The sequence below is a fragment of the Paenibacillus sp. FSL H8-0283 genome (assembly GCF_045040675.1).
GTDB lineage: Bacteria > Bacillota > Bacilli > Paenibacillales > Paenibacillaceae > Paenibacillus > Paenibacillus amylolyticus.
This window is the reverse complement of sequence record NZ_CP150295.1, coordinates 869,808-886,349: the sequence shown is the minus strand read 5'-3', so window position 1 is coordinate 886,349 and position 16,542 is coordinate 869,808. Positions and strand designations below refer to the sequence as shown.

Genomic DNA, 16,542 nt, shown 5'->3' with positions numbered 1-16,542 from the left:
ACATCACGGTAAACTGGTGCTGTTATGCACCTGTGTTATACTGGCCTGTGTATGGATATGGGTCCACCATGAGCAGCTTTTTTATAAGGAATGACTTTGCGAAACGAGAGCCCTTCCCGTATACTAAAATACCGTCAGGGTCTTCAGTCAATTGGAAGATCAGAACGTGTGTAGACAGGGGGAGCAATCATTGGGGATTTCCTATAAGAAGCTTAAAGAAATACAGAATCGGCAAATAACTGAGATGAGTCGAATGACACCTGAACATGTGAAATTGTATGACGAGATCAGCACAATTGCGCGTCATGCGCCAGCGGACGAGAGAACACAGGAAGAGTGGATACTCTCCGCCGGAAAAGCAATCGTACAGGCTCAGCGGGATAACAAACCAGCTCGCGAGTTATACGGACCTGATCTGGAACAAGACATCCATGCACAGCTCGGGATTACAAATACAGCACCGGAGAAGTCGGCTGCCGTTGAGGTGGGTAAATCCAGCCCAACCCGTGATAATAGTTCAACAGCTTCATCGAAAAAGAATGCCAACGCTGTAGAACCACAGCCAACTGAGAATCCAGAGCCTGTGAAACGGACACCAAAGTGGTATGCCATGATCGCTTGGGCGGCTTTGTCTTTTGTCATGTTGATTCAAGGATGTGTGGGATTGTTCGTGGGTTGGACTGGCGGAGATACGGAGCCGTTCCAACACATCAGTCTGTTCTCTCTGATCGTTGCGGCAGTTGGCGGTATTGCATTGGTGGAGATGCTTCGCCGTCTTGCTGAGCGACCAGACGATGAAGGAGCGGACAAGAACACCGTACCTAAGGTTAACCTTAAGGGAATCATCATTTACATCGTCATCGTGGTCCTTGTGCTCTTTGTAGGGTATCCACTGCGTGATAAACTTCCGGTATTTGCACTGGCTCCGTGGGTGAGTGCAGTGATCGGAGTTGTGGGACTTGCAACGGTAAGGCCTTTATTTGGACAAAAGAAAACAGCATAACACGTTATATAAGCGATTAAGGGGCTTCACGAATCCGTGAGGTCTTTTTCCATTTGGAGCTGGTTCCGATGTTTGATTCCTTTGCCCGGTGTCTCTCCAAACTCCCGCTTGAACATCCGGATAAAATAGTTCACTTCCATCCCTACGGTCTCTGCCGCCTCTCGCACACTTGCTCGTGGATGCTTGTCCATCCAGTCCGAAGCCTTCTGCAAACGTAATCGTTGCATATATTGATGTCCTGTCACGTCATAATGCTGGTGAAATAATCGGTTGAGATGCTGCACCGAATAGCCCACTGCGTCAGCGACATGCTTCAATAACAGATCGTCCTGATAGTGCGTATGCATCAATGCTACTGCTCGGATGAGTGCATCCTTGCTCGGATCGGGCTCCCGATTAGAGTGTTTTACAGTGCCATCCTGTGCCCTAGATGTTCCAATACCTCCTATGCCGACATCAGATGGTATTTTCGATTGTGCTATATCTAAAATAAGCTGGTAGATAAGGGCTGATGTGTTCCACATCTCCGTTGCTCCTCGATCCAACGCGTGCCAGAGATTGGTCATGCGTGACCAGATGATTTCAAAACCGGAGATATGGCACGGCTCGTTCTGAAGCAAACCCGTGGATTGTAGTACCGATCCAGCCGATGTACCGCCAATACCGATATAACCCAGTTCCCCTTTGGATTTGTAATGAGGCACATACTCATGCGCAACCTCGGGTTCCACGATGAATAACTGCCCTGCTCCTATCGTCCATGTCCCTTTTCCCGTTATCTTGAACTGCCCTTCACCACCGCGTGACAAAAACAACTGATACACCGGAAATCCATCCGGTCTATGCAGAACTTTCTCTTCCTGTGTCCCCACACAATACAGGTACAGCGGCAACCGGGAATCCGGCAGGCCTGTCAAACGAAATGCAAGCATTCCATCATTCCTTTCGGCTCATAGGCTTCTAGCTTATTCCTTCTATTATCCATTTGTTTGTCCTGTTCCAGCAATGGTCTAAGGGACCTTTTTGGCGACAAGATTTTCATAAAGCGAGTTGCCGCCAAAATGTTAAGAGGTGTCTACTAGGGAATGTTAAAAACTCCCTTTCCGTATGGAAGGGAGTTAATTGATTCGAATTCCTAAAATTCAATTATCCATTATGAATTTCTTTCAACCACGTTTTCCTATCTTAATACATGAACCCTGTATAGAGGATGGCTCGTAATGGCAGTTCACTGACCAGTCCCAGAAGGAGCCGGTAAAATCTCAAATGCTTCTGATGTACTGACGGAAGTATATTTCGTCGGCTCACTTACCACTGAGACTACCAAAACTTTGTATTTTCCTACTCCAAAAGTTGCATCATCTGAATCCTTGGCGGAAATTCCAATATCCACTGTTGCTAAAGGATTACCACCCGTACTAACATCTTTTAAAGCTTTCCCAGTAGTTCCTGAGCTTCCCTCTTCTTTAACGATATACACATCGTAGCGAGCAATGCCTGCTTCATTTGGTTTAGTGAAACTTACACTAATGGAAGAAGCACTTACAGTTGCTTTTAGATCTTTTACACTCTCAACAGGCGTAATTGTCTGTTTCTTCGCATTAATCGTGAATGTAGATGAAGCCAAACTTGATTCACGATTATTGTCGTTTGATTCAGATAAAATATACACCGTGTATGATTTGCCTGCTTCAATTTTTTGACCATTGATATCAGACAGTACACCCGGAAGTATGGCATTTCCACCAGATGTTTCCACGTATTTTATTGTAGTGGAATTGTTTTCTTTCGCTATATTCTTCGCTACATTGAGCCCAAATGCGCTTCCTGTCGGAGCAACCATAACAACATAACGTCCAATGCCTGCTTTGGAAGCTGGTTCCGTATATCTCAAAGTCACATCCGTTACATCACCAGCTGCTTGCTCTTCTTTCTTAACTTCAACGTTAGTAATTGTAACTACTCCTACTGCACTAGTTACCGACAATTTAACATCTGCATAGGCCGTTGACAGCACATTGGATGAATTACCTGTATTACTTACCGCAAGTACAAATATGCGATAGTTCTCATCATTGCGAATAGTTGTACTATCTGTTGCCTTGGTATCGTCTAAAGTCACCGTGTAATCTCCGCTTCCTCCAGCTTTATTTACCACCTTAAAGTTGGAGTTCCGATTAGCTTCCGACAAATCAAATCCACTCAAGTTGGAAGTTTTGACTACAAATACACGGTAATGGTACACGTTCGTCTCATTCGACGATCGATTAAATGTCACACGCAAATCACGTCCATCTCCGTTATCCGCGATGTCCTTCGCAGTCACACTGGTGGGAGCGGTAACAGCCGTGTTCGCAGTCAGTGTGATCTGAGAAGAATATGAAGACAACGCATTTTGACTTGAGTTTCCGCTATTGCTTACTGACATAACGAATACACGATAGGAAACGTTATTGGAAATAAGGGAACCGCTTGTATCATATGCATTCGGAAGCGTAACGGACAGGTTACCACCCGTTTTGTTCACCTGCGTATAGTAGTTCGACGCATTAGCTACACTTAGTGTGAAGTTGCCCGCATTACCGGAGCGAACAACGTATACTCGATATCCAGAGATTCTGGATTCATCCGCGGCCTTGTTGAAAGACACCCGTAGATCACGCCCATCACCGTTGTCACCAATATCCGCAACAGCCAGGTTGCTAATGACTCCCGCGTTACCGGTCGTTGTCAGTCTCAGAGCTGTGGAGGAAGCTGACAGCGCATTGGTGTATCCATTTTGCTGATTGCCCACCGCCATCACAAAGATGCGATAATCTTGCAGATTCGTTACATTATAACCACTTGTGTCCTTCATGGATGAAGGTAATGTCGTTGTAATGTTGTTGCCTGTTTTATTCACCGTATAGTACAGACTGGAGGACAGGTTACTCGCCGTTGTCAGATTGAAGTTGCTGGCAACCGAGTTGCGCACCACAAAGACGCGATAATTCGCCACCTTGGACTCATCTGATGAACGGTTGAAGCTCACCTGAATGTCACGACCATCTCCATAATCCGAGTTATCCTTCACCTGCGTAATTACTGGAGACGTTGCTGTGTTCACGGACAGCGTAAGTGAAGATGATGCTGCGGACAGCTTGCTGTCTGTTGTTGTATTAGTGCTTACCGACAAGATGTAGACCACATACGCTGTGCCACTTTTAATCATTTCGCCAGACGTATCCCGTGTCGAAGAAGTCAGCTGGCTTTTCACTGCGGTACTGTTTCCTTTGTATATGATCGTGGAGTTTGCACTGGACACTTTATTCGCTGCAGTCAGATTGAACGCAGAAGAGTCCTTCGCTTTGACTACAAAAGCACGATAATACGTAATGTTCGATGTTGTGCTCGGCTGCGTGAAGTTAATCTCCAGATCGCGGCCATCGCCATAGTCACTAATATCTGCGGCACGCAGACTTGTAACCGCCTGTACTGTGGATTTCACATTATTGAGCTTCAATGCTTGGGAAGACCAGTTCAATGCATTTTTATAATTATTGCTGCTGTTACCAACAGTCAGTACATACAGACGATACGTTTCATTACTATTGAGCAAATCCCCGTTTACGTCACGCGTCTGTGCATTAAGTGTCAGTTTCGGGTTGTTGCCATTCGGTGTAACAGATGTATAGTTTGCAGAAGGTACGGCCGTGGCTGAGGACTCCGTAAAGCTATTCACATCGCGAGTTTTTACCAGCATAATCCGGTAAGCAGATACCGCCTTCTCTGAAGTTGGACGTGTGAAGCTCACGGTCAAGTCACGACCATCTCCGTTACTTCCGGATACCGAACCATAGATGTTCCATGCAGCATATTGTGTCTCATCCACTGGAGGTGTTGCCGTTGTCTTGATATCTACACGCTGATTGCGTGAGTTCCAGAACACTTTTTCTCCAAAAGCTTCACTGACAAAACGAATTGGAACCATCGTGTTGCCCTTAATCGTGTTTGCAGGTACATCCAGCGATATCGCTTCCCCGTTGATGTATGCCGTTTTGGAACCAAGTTTCAAAGTAACTTCCTGATCATCGCGAGTTGCAACAATCGTTTTGGTTCTGTTCGTGTATTGTACCTTCGCATCCAATCCTTCAAAAATCGACCGAAGCGGAACGAGTACGCGTCCACCTTTCATGACAGGTGCCTGAGCAGATGATAACTCTGCATCATTGATGTATATGCTGATTCTCGCGGCTGCATCCATAACCGACGTTGGAAGTGCGGACATCAGCATCGCCGATACAGCCAGCGCTGACATTACCTTCTTCACTTGTTTTCCTCCCGCTTTCCTCATATCCCATATCCCCATTCTCGCATTTAGTTAACATCGAAATAGATTCGCTGTTCTTTTCATTAATTCCTGTATTTACCTATGCACAACTAAGACGTTCCGATCGGCTCAAAAGTTTCCAGTTGTACAAAAAATATTTTCTCAGAAATCTTCCTCTATCTTCCACCCTCCAAAAGTTAAAAATAACAGAAGAATTTGTCACCATTCCGCAACCACATCCTGCACCAATTGGGTTAATGTATAGTGACTAGTGAACAACACCTATCATTTTCTCAACTACGGGAGGTTCATATCTATGACATCATCGTTCCAATCTGCCAAACGTAAAGGCATGCGCACCTTCATTACAGCCACCGCCATCCTCATGCTGCTCCAAACGGCTGTCGCTCCATTATCCGGAGTCGCTGCTGCCGCTTCTTCCAGTACAGATACCAAAGTCACAACTGCCAGTTCAACAACGATATATAAAACATTTCAGCCCATGCTCTACAAAAAGAACGACTTGCCTGCCGCGGATACTTATCTCGAATCTCATATCAATCAAGTCACCACTTATCATGCAACTCTGATGGTCTTACAACTGGAGAATGCCCGCAACAAGGCGTTAACAGCCATGACGGACCGTCTACTGGTGCCTAATGTTCAAGACAAGATGATCAAAGCCTACAAGTGGAATGATAGCTTCACCCAACTGATGAGCCGCACCAACGACACCAGTCTGCGTGCGTTGCTCCAGCAAGCACGGGATAGCGGTTATCGCCTGGTTATGCTGGAAGGTTCCCTCTATCCGATCATGAATTATATGGCTTTTCAGAAATATATCTCGTACGTGAAACCAGACATCAAACAATACATTAATATTATGGCAGTTGAAACCAGCAACCTTGCCGCCGATGATGGTGCACTGGTCATTGGCTATCAGGAGATACTCAATCGCGCTCTGAATCAGGAACGATTCCTGAACGAATATCCGAAGTCCAATCGGGTACAACAGGTGAAGAACCTGATGAATAACTATACCTTGTATACCTTTTATGGCCTGAATAATACGCCTTTATTTGACTATGAAACGAACAAAATGACAGCCAATGCCCAGAAAGGTTACAAAGCTGTCTTACAACGTAACTCATCCGAAGACAGTGCCTTCCTGACCAAACTCGAAAAGTTCATGGACATCGTAACCGAAGCCAAATTCGAGAAAACGACTGCTGTCGAGAAATGGCTGGAGCAGAATGTGCCGGTCAGCGACTACGCGAATTATTGAGTTAATCCGCTTCCATGGTTAATATCCTGTTCGAATTCAGGCTAAATCCCAACAGATAACCACAACAAAAACCGCGACAGGGTTTGCTCCTGTTGCGGTTTCTTTTTGCTTCTATAGTCAAAACTGACTCAACCCGTCAGCTCCCTGCACTATTGAATCGGTTTGACCATATGATTATACTCATGTCCTGCGATGACAATCACATCGTCTTTGACATATCCCTGCCGTTCATAGAGCATTAGCGCACGGCCGTTGTCCCGTTCTACAATCAGGGATACCTGTGAGTGACCCAGATTTCTGCCCTGCTGCTCAAAAGCAGCCATCAGTGCCCGGCCGATACCCTGCCCCTGATATGCTTCACTTACCGAGAGAGTATCCAGATAATACTCCCCCGGACGGGTCTCTTTGACCAATGCATACTTCTCATCCCGGCTTCGTCCAGGTCGATCCAGAATCGGCTGGTCCAGACGATCTGCTTCTCCGCCATCATAGGCCACAAGAATCCCCGCGATCAGCCCATCCTGCTCCATCACTGTCACATGACGATAGCTAATCCGGTTGTCTTCCTGTACATAGAACTCCTGCAAAATCTGCATCGCCTTCTCATGATCCGCCTCACCCGCAAGCGCGTATGCAATGTCCCCGATCGCCTGATACAGTAAAGGAATGACCTGATCAGCATCTTCTATGCGTGCAGGTCTGATCAGAGGAGATGTTTCGTGGTGATCTGACGGCATACTGGTATGTTTCATCAGATTAACATGTTGAACAGATTTAGATTTTTGTTCAGTTCGGTATAGGCGATACCTTTGCGGTTCATGCGTTCAATGAGCGGGTGGTAATCTTCCTTGTACATCAGCTCGATACCCACCAAGGCAGGACCATTTTCCTTATCATGCTTTTTCGTATATTCAAACCGGGTGATATCATCATTCTTCCCTAGAACTTCCTCCAGGAATTCACGTAAAGCTCCTGCACGCTGCGGGAAATTAACCATGAAATAATACTTCAGACCTTCATAGATCAGGGAACGTTCCTTGATCTCCTGCATCCGGTCGATATCGTTGTTCCCGCCACTAATAACACAGACCACCGTCTTGCCCACGATTTGCTCACGATATTGCTCAAGCGCCGCAACAGCCAAGGAACCGGCAGGCTCGACAACGATCGCATTTTCATTATAGAGTTCCAGAATAGTTGTGCAGGCTTTGCCTTCTGGCACTTTCACAATGTCATCAAGTATACTGTTGCAGATATCAAAGGTGAGATCGCCAACCCGTTTCACCGCTGCACCATCCACGAATTTATCAATATCATCCAACGTCACAACCTGTTTGCGGAACATCGCCTCACTCATGGAAGCTGCCCCAAGTGGCTCAACTCCAATGATGCGTGTCTCTGGACTCACGGTCTTCATGTAGGTTCCCACGCCGGCTGCCAGCCCTCCGCCACCAATTGTCACGAACACATAGTCGGCATTCTCATCGAGACTTTCCATGATTTCCATCGCTACCGTACCATTACCTGCAATTATCTTCGGTTGATCAAAAGGATGGATAAACGTCATGCCCTGTTCGTCACATGCACGCATCGCTTCAGCATAAGCGTCATCATACGTATCCCCGATCAGCACCACTTCAACGTTGTTTCCACCAAAGCGACGCACCTGCTTCACCTTCTGGTTCGGTGTTGTACTCGGCATGAAGATTTTGCCGTTAATTCCAAGGGCATTACAGCTAAAAGCAACACCCTGAGCATGGTTGCCCGCACTTGCACAGACAATACCCTTCTCCATCTCGGCTGGTGTCAGACTGCGAATCATATTATAGGCGCCCCGAATTTTGAACGAACGCACCACTTGAAGGTCTTCCCTTTTCAGATACACATTACAGTTATATTTGGCCGACAATACAGCATCCCGCTGTAACGGCGTTCTTACAATGACCTCACGCAGCACATGATGTGCGCGTACGATATCTTCCATGCCAACACTGGCACGACCGGGACTTGTGGTTCCCGTTGGTTCTTGTTCAACTGGTTTCATGTTGTCTCCACACTCCGCTTTTATTGTCTAGCAATGTCGCGCACTGCTTTTCTTTGTATTGTATCACTTTTGATCTATTCTTGCGCCTGAGCTCTCATCATTTATCATTCGTAAAATCTCATCAATAATGACCTGAGGGTCTGTATACATAACCATATGTCCCGATTGATCGGCTCCAATCCATCTCGCATTGGACAGCTTGCTCACCGTCTGACGATGCGCCGTAATGAGGGCAGGTCTGATTTTCCCCTCTCCCTTGCCCGGTTTCGTACCCGAGATCACGCTAACTTCCAGATCACCCAGAGCCGGAGGATGTTCCAGCAACGCTGCCATGTCATCCAGAAATGTTTTGCCTTCTGCAAGCATCGTGCTGGCTGCCCGTACAGTGAAATCCTCCTTGAGGTGATCCGCTGCCACATCGTCAGGCTGAACACTTCCAGCTTTGCTGCCAAGCATCTTATATAAGCCAGTCCGCGCCATGATTGGAATAATGAAACCATTGATGGCAAAGCTCTTTTTAGTAAGCTTGGAAAAATACATTTCGCAATGCTCGTCTGATGGATCTACCAGAATAATGCCACGTAATCGAGATAGATGTGCAGCTGCCGCAGCCCGTACAATCGGACCACCCCAGCTATGTCCAACCAGAATGAATGGGCCCGGGCCCAGAGCTGTCAGCAGTTCTCCAAGATCCCCTGCAATGCGTTCAAGGCTGCGGGGAGCCGAGTCGACATCACTTCGTCCCGCCCCTGCCCTGTCATACACAACTGCACGTGCATGCTCAGCAATGGCTGGTGCAACCAGTCCCCAGTTTGATCTGGAGACGCCCATACCGGACTCAAATACAACCGTCAGTTCTCCTGTTCCCCTGGACATATAATGTAGTTTGCGACCATCGCGGGTCTGAACAAACGCACTTGAACCAAATGTATGTAAGCTAGGGTTAGGATTCATATTCCCCTCCTGATTACGTGCATAATCATCTATCACCGAATCTAATTGAAAATGATTATCAATTACTTCATTATAGATTAATCCATCCTTTACGACAACCATGTTGCTTCAGCAAGTTACAGCAGTCCTGTCACCTCTGTCACGTTGCTAGAGTCATCCTCCATCCCACCGTCCCGTTAACCCTCCTTTTTCCTTATGCAAAAAGAAAACCCGATCCATGATCGGATCGGGTAACTGTCCCAGCCACTGTGCCGCTGAACCTCACAAACACCTTCTTGTTGCTTCGTGCGCAGTTCCTGCACGTATCGCTTAATCGTAATCGCTTAATCCAAGGATGGACGAATACTCGGTTTAAGGGCTCAGCCCCTTATCCCCGAATACCATGATCCTTGTTGTTCAACTGCTCCAGAAGTTCATTCATCGCATCTTCCGTCATGGCCCCACCACTAAACGCAACAAGTGCACGCAGTGGCATATATTTCATCATCGCATCCATCATATCTGCGTGACCCCCGGCATCATCACCGCCAAACCCACTGGCTTCCTGGAATTGTTGCAAAGCCTGGTCCAACAGCTGTTTGTGAGTAGGATCACGCTGGATATCCCCCAATGTACTATTACGCGTATAGGTTGGCAGGAATGTCGCTGTAGACTCTACATTCACACGTGTGTACACATGAATGTCCCGTGAGGAGCTGCCTACCTGAATCTCGAACTCTCCGGTTTCCACATGCCAGTCCTTCATATCTACGTTGTAATAGGCGAATGAACGTTTGTTTAGTGTGAAGCTCACCACTTTGGACTCTCCAGGTTCAAGGGCCACCTTCGCAAATCCTTTCAATTCTCTTACAGGACGAATAACTGTGCTCTCTATGTCGCTTACATACAACTGTACAATCTCCTTGCCCGCTCTGTCACCGGTATTGGTGACCCTTACTTGCACATTCACCTCATCCTGATCCGTCAATTCTGTGCGATCTACCTTCAGATCAGCATATTCAAATGTCGTATAACTCAGTCCATAGCCAAACGGGAACAGCGGCTCCAGCTCTTTTTTGTCATAATAGCGGTAACCAACAAAAATACCTTCCCGGTAATCAACTCGATCCCCTTCACCCGGAAAATTTAGATAAGATGGATTATCGCTGAGTTTGGCAGGGAATGTCTCTGCCAGTTTACCGGACGGATTCACCTCACCATACAGCAGATCAGCTATCGCTCCACCAACCGCCTGTCCACCAAGATAAGCTTCAAGTACCGCTTGCACCTGCGGCAGCCAAGGCATCTCCACTGGAGATCCGTTGCTCAGCACCACGACGACACGTGATTGGACTTTTGCAATCTCTTCGATCAGACGAATATGATTGTCAGGCAGACGCAAATGGGCACGATCATAACCTTCGGATTCATAACGATCTGGCAATCCAACAAACACAACAGCGGTATCCGCCGACTGCGCTACCTGCACAGCCTCATGCATTAATGTCTCATCCACATCATCCGCTTCAATCCGATAACCTGGGGCATACGAGAAGGTTACACCTTCGCCAGCCACCTGGGTCATCTCTTCCACAATATCATCCACTTTGGTCGGATTAATATGGGAACTGCCGCCGCCCTGGAAGCGAGGTTTGCGCGCAAATGCCCCGATTAACGCCACTTCGCCTTCACGTCCCAGCGGCAGGAGACCTTCTTCATTTTTCAGCAAAACCATACTCTCGGCTGCCACCTTGCGCGCAAGTTGGTGATGCTCATCCTTGTTATATGTAGCCCCTTCTTGCTTTTGATCAACGGTATTAAAGATCAGCGTAAGCAGACGCTCCACCGCCCGATCCAGCTTGTCCAGCGGCAGTTGTCCGCTCTCTACGGCATCAATCACTTTACGCTCACCGATTCCACCGCTTGTTGGCATCTCCAGTTCCAGTCCTGCTGCAAGGGCGTCTGCACGTTCATTGACCGCACCCCAGTCTGATACCACAAGACCTTCGTGACCCCATTCGTCTTTCAGAATATCCGTAAGCAACCATTCATTCTCACCTGCATACGTACCGTTCACCTTATTGTAAGAACACATCACCGTCCACGGCTGTCCATCCTTCACTGCACCTTCGAAGCTCGCCAGATAAATCTCACGCAGCGTCCGTTCATCCACCACCGCATCAATCGACATGCGCCGTTCTTCCTGATTATTAACTGCAAAGTGTTTGAGAGACGTACCTACACCCTGGCTCTGCACACCCTGAATATGACCGGTAGCCATCTGCGTAGATAACAACGGATCTTCGGAAAAGTATTCAAAATTACGTCCGCCCAGCGGGGAACGTTTAATATTTACACCCGGTCCAAGTAATACCGCTACATCCTCGGCCTGACATTCCTCTCCCAGAGCCACCCCGACCTGACGCGCCAGCTCCTTGTCCCATGAACTAGCCAATCCTGCCGCAGACGGGAAACAGGTTGCAGGCACACTCGACGTTAGTCCAAGATGATCCGCACTCCCATCCTGCTTGCGTAGTCCATGAGGTCCGTCCGTCACCATGATGGATGGAATGCCAAGACGCTCCACCCCTTTCAGATGCCAAAAGTTCAGTCCCGAGCACATGCCCGCTTTTTCTTCCAGTGTCATCCGCTGTACCAGTTCCTTGATGTTACGTTCCACATTAACCCCTCCAGTTCATGATGTTGATACATAGCTATATCAATAAGCATACAAGGTTATCTACCACACATTCAAATGTTTACCCGGTTAGTAACGGTTACATAACACCAGTCATTCCGATTATAGGTCTATATTACTGATAACTCAGAAGACTAATACTTTAAGACTATTAAAATCATTGTCATACCATGTCTAAAGTAATATAATTACAATGAAATCATATATTTACTTTAGGAGGAAGAAATTGTGAAGAAAAAGTTTATTATTGCGTTATCTAGCTTTACACTTCTTGGAGGTATGGCTATCGGCGCCGGAGCTGCACCAATCTTGGAGAAAATCACGGCCAATCTGAATTGGGGAATCAATTATAACATTTCAGGTAAAGCATGGAGCCCAGTAGATCAAAATGGTAAGAAATTAGCTGCAATTACATATAACAGCACGACATACCTACCTGTTCGTTCAGTAGGCGAAGCACTTGGAGTAGCGGTAGATTATAACGGCAGTAGCCAAACTCTTATGCTTGGTGAGAAATCAGATAGGACACCTATAACATCCGAGAAAATTGTAACTGAATATAGTTCCTATGTTACGAAGGATAAACAATTCACTGTTCAACAAGGGAGAGATTATCTCTCTGGAGTTGTTATAAAGGAAATTAATAGTGCTGATAAAGGCTTCAATATTTCTACCGAAGGAAAATATCAAAAACTTGAAGTTTCTGTATTCCCAGTTGATGTAAAGACAGATATTAGTGTTAGAATTTTAGATGGAGATGTGTTGCTTAAAGAGATTATTATTGGTACATCTGATAAAATTCAAACTGCTTCATTCGACATTGGAGCAGCTAAAAAGCTGACTGTCGAAGCTGAAACTCTCAACATAACCGGTTCTGAAAGTTCTATTTTTGTTACTGGTAATCTAAATTAGAAATAAAATTTCAAATCTAGAAAAAAAACGTTACTCAAATGAGTAACGTTTTTTTCTTATAGAGACATTAAAATAATTTATCATTTGAATAGAGGATGTCTATCCACCCAATTTACGCCTGAGTCTTAAACCAAGCTGCCGCAGCTTCTGCCTCAGTACGAGTCAACTGATGACCCTGACGCTCCCAATGCGTGTTTACATCGGCACCTGCACCGCTGAGCAGCGAAGCAAGTTCCTCGGTTTCACGTCTTGGTACAATCGGATCGTTCTCGCCCGCACCAATGAACACAGGCAGACCTTTCAGATCCGGCAGTTCGAGTCCGCGCAACGGTACCATCGGGTGATGCAGAATTGCACCTTTGAATACATCTGCTTGATGGAAGATCAAGCTTGCCGCAATGTTGGCACCGTTAGAGTAACCCAGTGCATACACGTTGGACCGATCAAAACCATATTCCACCGCAGCTGCATCGACAAAAGATCCCAGCTCTGCCGTACGAGCAATCAGATCTTCTTCATCAAAAATGCCTTCGGCCAGGCGGCGGAAGAAACGGGGCATCCCGTTCTCCGATACATTACCCCGCACCCCAAGTATGCCAGCTCCTGGTGCGATCATCTCCGCCAGACCGATCAGATCATTCTCGGTTCCGCCTGTGCCATGAAGCAACAGGATTGTTGGCGCATCCGGCTGAGCACCTGCTTTATAGATATGTTTCATTGTATTGGTTGTGGTCATGATTTGGACTCTCCTTTCCATTCACGTACTTCAATTCGTGGCAACAATTGTTCAATCTGCTCACGCTGTGGTTCATACCATTCAGGCAACATCAGTTTCTCACCCATGCTCTCTGCTGGTTCATCCCGTGCAAATCCCGGAGGATCCGTAGCCAGTTCGAACAGTATACCACCCGGCTCCCGGAAATACACAGCGTTGAAGTATTGACGGTCAATGACTGGCGTTGGATGATATCCGGATTGTTCAAGATCCTGCTGAATTTGTTCATGTTCCGCGTAATCTTTGGCACGCCATGCAATATGGTGAACCGTTCCGGCTCCGCCAATCCCGCGTTGGATACCTGTGGACTGAATATCGATGATCTGACCAATATCGCCGCTTGCCTGAAGACGAAGGAGTCCGTTCTCTTCACCGACTTGCTCCAGACCCAGTTTGCTCACCAAGACGTCCATGGTTTTCTCAGGAACGTGGCTGAACAATACGGCTCCGCCAAATCCTTTGATGGCATGCTCCGGTGTCACACCGTTGAAACTCCAGTTGCTTGGCTGACCGCCTTCACGCTCAACCAGTTCAAGCAACAGACCGCCTTTGTCGAAGAAACGAATGTACTGCTCACCAAATCTGGTTTTATTTTCATATGGAATATCGAAGGAAGCAAGACGTTCTTTCCAGAAAGGCAGGCTTCCTACAGGAACCGCATATACGGTAACTCCAGTCTGACCTGACCCAATGACACCTCTTCTTGAATTCTGCTGTGGGAAAAAGGTAATGATTGTGCCCGGTGCACCCTGCTCATTCCCGTAATACAAGTGATACACGTCCGGTGCATCAAAGTTTATTGTTTTTTTCACCAGTCTGAGCGCCAACACACCTGCATAAAAATCAACGTTTTTCTGCGCATCGTCAACAAAAGCTGTAATATGATGAATTCCTGAAGTTCTGAACATAATCTCCACTCCCTTGGTTTATTTACACAGACACTACGATGACAGAATAACCTTCCAATCGCTGTTATCCCCAGATTTTTTTGATTTCTTTTCCTAAGGGAAAATCCGGGGATAAAGGCAAACGCTTCGCTTTTTCAGGTTTTTTCTGTCCTCTTCGTTACGTGTAAGTTATTAGTTCGACTTATTTTGCTTCTTTTATTTATTGGTTTCTGTTATTTATCTTTAAATTAAGATTCTTTAAATTTATATTAATCCATTGGACCTCAATATGCAAGCTTTTATTTTAAAATTAAGATTTAATGCAAAAAGCAGGCCCCGATCACTCCGGGAACCTGCTTAGCGTTATAACGATTGATTAGGTTGCTTCTTATTCCTGTATTACTTTTGTATTACTGCTTCTTAGACCAGTTTCATTCTTTTTGGTGGATTCACCAAATCTTTATGCTCGTATTCATCCTTGATATCTCCGACAATCTCTTCAAGGATATCCTCCATCGTAACCATACCTACCGTAGCACCTGCCTCGTTTTTCACGGTTGCAATGTGTACACGGCTTTGTTGCATCTGGATCAGTACATCCTTGATTGGAGAACGCTCGGAGAAACTCGGCGTATTGTGAACAAATGTCTCCATATTGAAATCTCTACCCGCAGCCACACTCGTCAGCATTTCTTTTGTATTAATAAAGCCAACAAAATGAGCCTGATCCCCATTTGCAATAACAGGGTATCGCGTGTATTCATGTCGATTTAGCGTCTCAATGATCTGATCAATCGGCATTTCCTTATTCAGAGTAACAATTTTATCTCGTGGAATCATAATCTCCTGAAGCAGACGCTCATCAAAAGCAAAAATGTTTTTGAGATAGTCCAGCTCCGTCTGGTTGATCTCGCCACTCTCGTAGCTCTGTGCCATAATCAGCTTCAGCTCTTCTTCGGAGTGAACGGTATCATGCCCGGCAGGTTTTACACCAAATATGCCAAGCAACAGACGAGCAGCTCCATTTAGCGCGTAGATGAATGGATTCATGATTTTACCGAACCAATACAGTGGTGGTGCCAGCAACAGCGTCATTCTCTCTGCAAACTGAATCGCCAGGGTTTTCGGTGCCAATTCACCAATAACCACGTGCAGGAACGTAATGATCGCCAGAGCAATACCATAGGAAAGCACGGTAGACAATGCCGCTGGTACTTCCATGCGCTCAAAGAGCGGATGCAGCATTTTCTCAACAGTAGGTTCACCCAAGGCTCCCAATACCAGCGCCGTGATGGTAATCCCCAATTGACACGCCGACAGATAATAATCCAGGTTGTGCGCCACTTTTTTGGCCAGTACTGCCTTTTTGTTCCCTTCCGAGATCAATTGATCGATTCGGGACATCCGTACTTTAAGAATTGCAAATTCGGCTCCAACGAAAAAGGCTGTCAGACCTATAAATACGGCTACTAAAAATAAATTCAAGGCTATTATTCCGTCCAATGATTTCCCTCAGGTTGAGGGATTCACCTCCAAATAAAATTTATATTAAGGTTGCACAGACCACTCCGATGACAAAATAACCTTCCGACCGCTGTTATCACCAGATTTTTTTATTCCTTATATAAAAGGGGAAAATCCGGTGATAAAGGCGGACGCTTCGCTTCTTCAGTCTATTCTGTCCTCTCCGTTATCG

General features: G+C 46.3%; 12 protein-coding genes. 3 read left to right on the top strand and 9 right to left on the bottom strand.

Annotated elements, in window-relative coordinates; translation table 11 throughout:
• The first annotated feature begins 190 nt into the window (after positions 1-190).
• Positions 191-1,003: a DUF1129 family protein gene (locus tag MHI52_RS04105; protein WP_405158516.1), complete on the top strand. Its 813-nt coding sequence runs from the start codon at positions 191-193 to the stop codon at positions 1,001-1,003.
• Positions 1,004-1,029: 26 nt separating this feature from the next.
• Here the strand turns inward: MHI52_RS04105 and MHI52_RS04100 are convergent, their stop codons facing one another.
• The gene (locus tag MHI52_RS04100; RefSeq protein WP_405158515.1) at positions 1,030-1,935 is read right to left on the bottom strand and encodes an AraC family transcriptional regulator; all 906 of its coding nucleotides are present in this window, start codon (positions 1,933-1,935) and stop codon (positions 1,030-1,032) included.
• 296 nt (positions 1,936-2,231) lie between these two features.
• Complete coding sequence (locus MHI52_RS04095) at positions 2,232-5,312, bottom strand: stalk domain-containing protein (protein WP_405158514.1); 3,081 nt, start codon at positions 5,310-5,312, stop codon at positions 2,232-2,234.
• 316 nt (positions 5,313-5,628) lie between these two features.
• Here MHI52_RS04095 and MHI52_RS04090 point away from each other — a divergent pair, with 316 nt between their 5' ends.
• On the top strand, positions 5,629-6,597 hold the full coding sequence (locus MHI52_RS04090) for a hypothetical protein (protein WP_405158513.1): 969 nt from the start codon (positions 5,629-5,631) through the stop codon (positions 6,595-6,597).
• Between the two features lie 149 nt (positions 6,598-6,746).
• Here the strand turns inward: MHI52_RS04090 and MHI52_RS04085 are convergent, their stop codons facing one another.
• From MHI52_RS04085 to MHI52_RS04070, 4 genes are all read right to left on the bottom strand, one after another.
• Entirely contained in the window at positions 6,747-7,349 is a 603-nt protein-coding gene (locus tag MHI52_RS04085; RefSeq protein WP_405158512.1) for a GNAT family N-acetyltransferase, read from the bottom strand.
• On the bottom strand, positions 7,349-8,641 hold the full coding sequence (ilvA, locus tag MHI52_RS04080) for a threonine ammonia-lyase IlvA (protein ID WP_036606060.1): 1,293 nt from the start codon (positions 8,639-8,641) through the stop codon (positions 7,349-7,351). Before ilvA ends, MHI52_RS04085 begins: the two co-directional genes overlap by 1 nt.
• 63 nt (positions 8,642-8,704) lie before the next feature.
• Positions 8,705-9,595, bottom strand: a complete 891-nt coding sequence (locus MHI52_RS04075) for an alpha/beta fold hydrolase (protein WP_282319441.1) — start codon at positions 9,593-9,595, stop codon at positions 8,705-8,707.
• 367 nt (positions 9,596-9,962) lie between these two features.
• Positions 9,963-12,254 (bottom strand): beta-glucosidase, encoded by a 2,292-nt coding sequence (locus MHI52_RS04070; RefSeq protein WP_282319442.1) that lies wholly within the window; start codon positions 12,252-12,254, stop codon positions 9,963-9,965.
• A 246-nt stretch (positions 12,255-12,500) separates the two neighbouring features.
• Between MHI52_RS04070 and MHI52_RS04065 the strand changes: the two genes are divergently transcribed.
• A complete protein-coding gene (locus MHI52_RS04065; RefSeq protein ID WP_282319443.1) occupies positions 12,501-13,184 on the top strand; it encodes a stalk domain-containing protein in 684 nt (227 codons plus the stop codon).
• 112 nt (positions 13,185-13,296) lie between these two features.
• Here MHI52_RS04065 and MHI52_RS04060 read toward each other — a convergent pair whose 3' ends face one another.
• From MHI52_RS04060 to MHI52_RS04050, 3 genes are all read right to left on the bottom strand, one after another.
• Positions 13,297-13,902: an alpha/beta hydrolase gene (locus MHI52_RS04060; RefSeq protein ID WP_036668429.1), complete on the bottom strand. Its 606-nt coding sequence runs from the start codon at positions 13,900-13,902 to the stop codon at positions 13,297-13,299.
• Between the two features lie 14 nt (positions 13,903-13,916).
• Positions 13,917-14,867, bottom strand: a complete 951-nt coding sequence (locus MHI52_RS04055; protein WP_047840500.1) for a ring-cleaving dioxygenase — start codon at positions 14,865-14,867, stop codon at positions 13,917-13,919.
• 399 nt (positions 14,868-15,266) lie between these two features.
• Positions 15,267-16,349, bottom strand: coding sequence for a hemolysin family protein (locus MHI52_RS04050; RefSeq protein WP_036606063.1), 1,083 nt, complete (start codon positions 16,347-16,349; stop codon positions 15,267-15,269).
• Between the last annotated feature and the right edge of the window lie 193 nt (positions 16,350-16,542).

Excerpts from the sequence above, each read along its gene's own strand:
- ilvA (WP_036606060.1), bottom strand. The coding sequence starts at position 8,641 with ATGAAACCAGTTGAACAAGAACCAACGGGAACCACAAGTCCCGGTCGT.
- MHI52_RS04075 (WP_282319441.1), bottom strand. The coding sequence starts at position 9,595 with ATGAATCCTAACCCTAGCTTACATACATTTGGTTCAAGTGCGTTTGTT.
- MHI52_RS04055 (WP_047840500.1), bottom strand. The coding sequence starts at position 14,867 with ATGTTCAGAACTTCAGGAATTCATCATATTACAGCTTTTGTTGACGAT.
- MHI52_RS04100 (WP_405158515.1), bottom strand. The coding sequence starts at position 1,935 with ATGCTTGCATTTCGTTTGACAGGCCTGCCGGATTCCCGGTTGCCGCTG.
- MHI52_RS04060 (WP_036668429.1), bottom strand. The coding sequence starts at position 13,902 with ATGAAACATATCTATAAAGCAGGTGCTCAGCCGGATGCGCCAACAATC.
- MHI52_RS04085 (WP_405158512.1), bottom strand. The coding sequence starts at position 7,349 with ATGAAACATACCAGTATGCCGTCAGATCACCACGAAACATCTCCTCTG.
- MHI52_RS04090 (WP_405158513.1), top strand. The coding sequence starts at position 5,629 with ATGACATCATCGTTCCAATCTGCCAAACGTAAAGGCATGCGCACCTTC.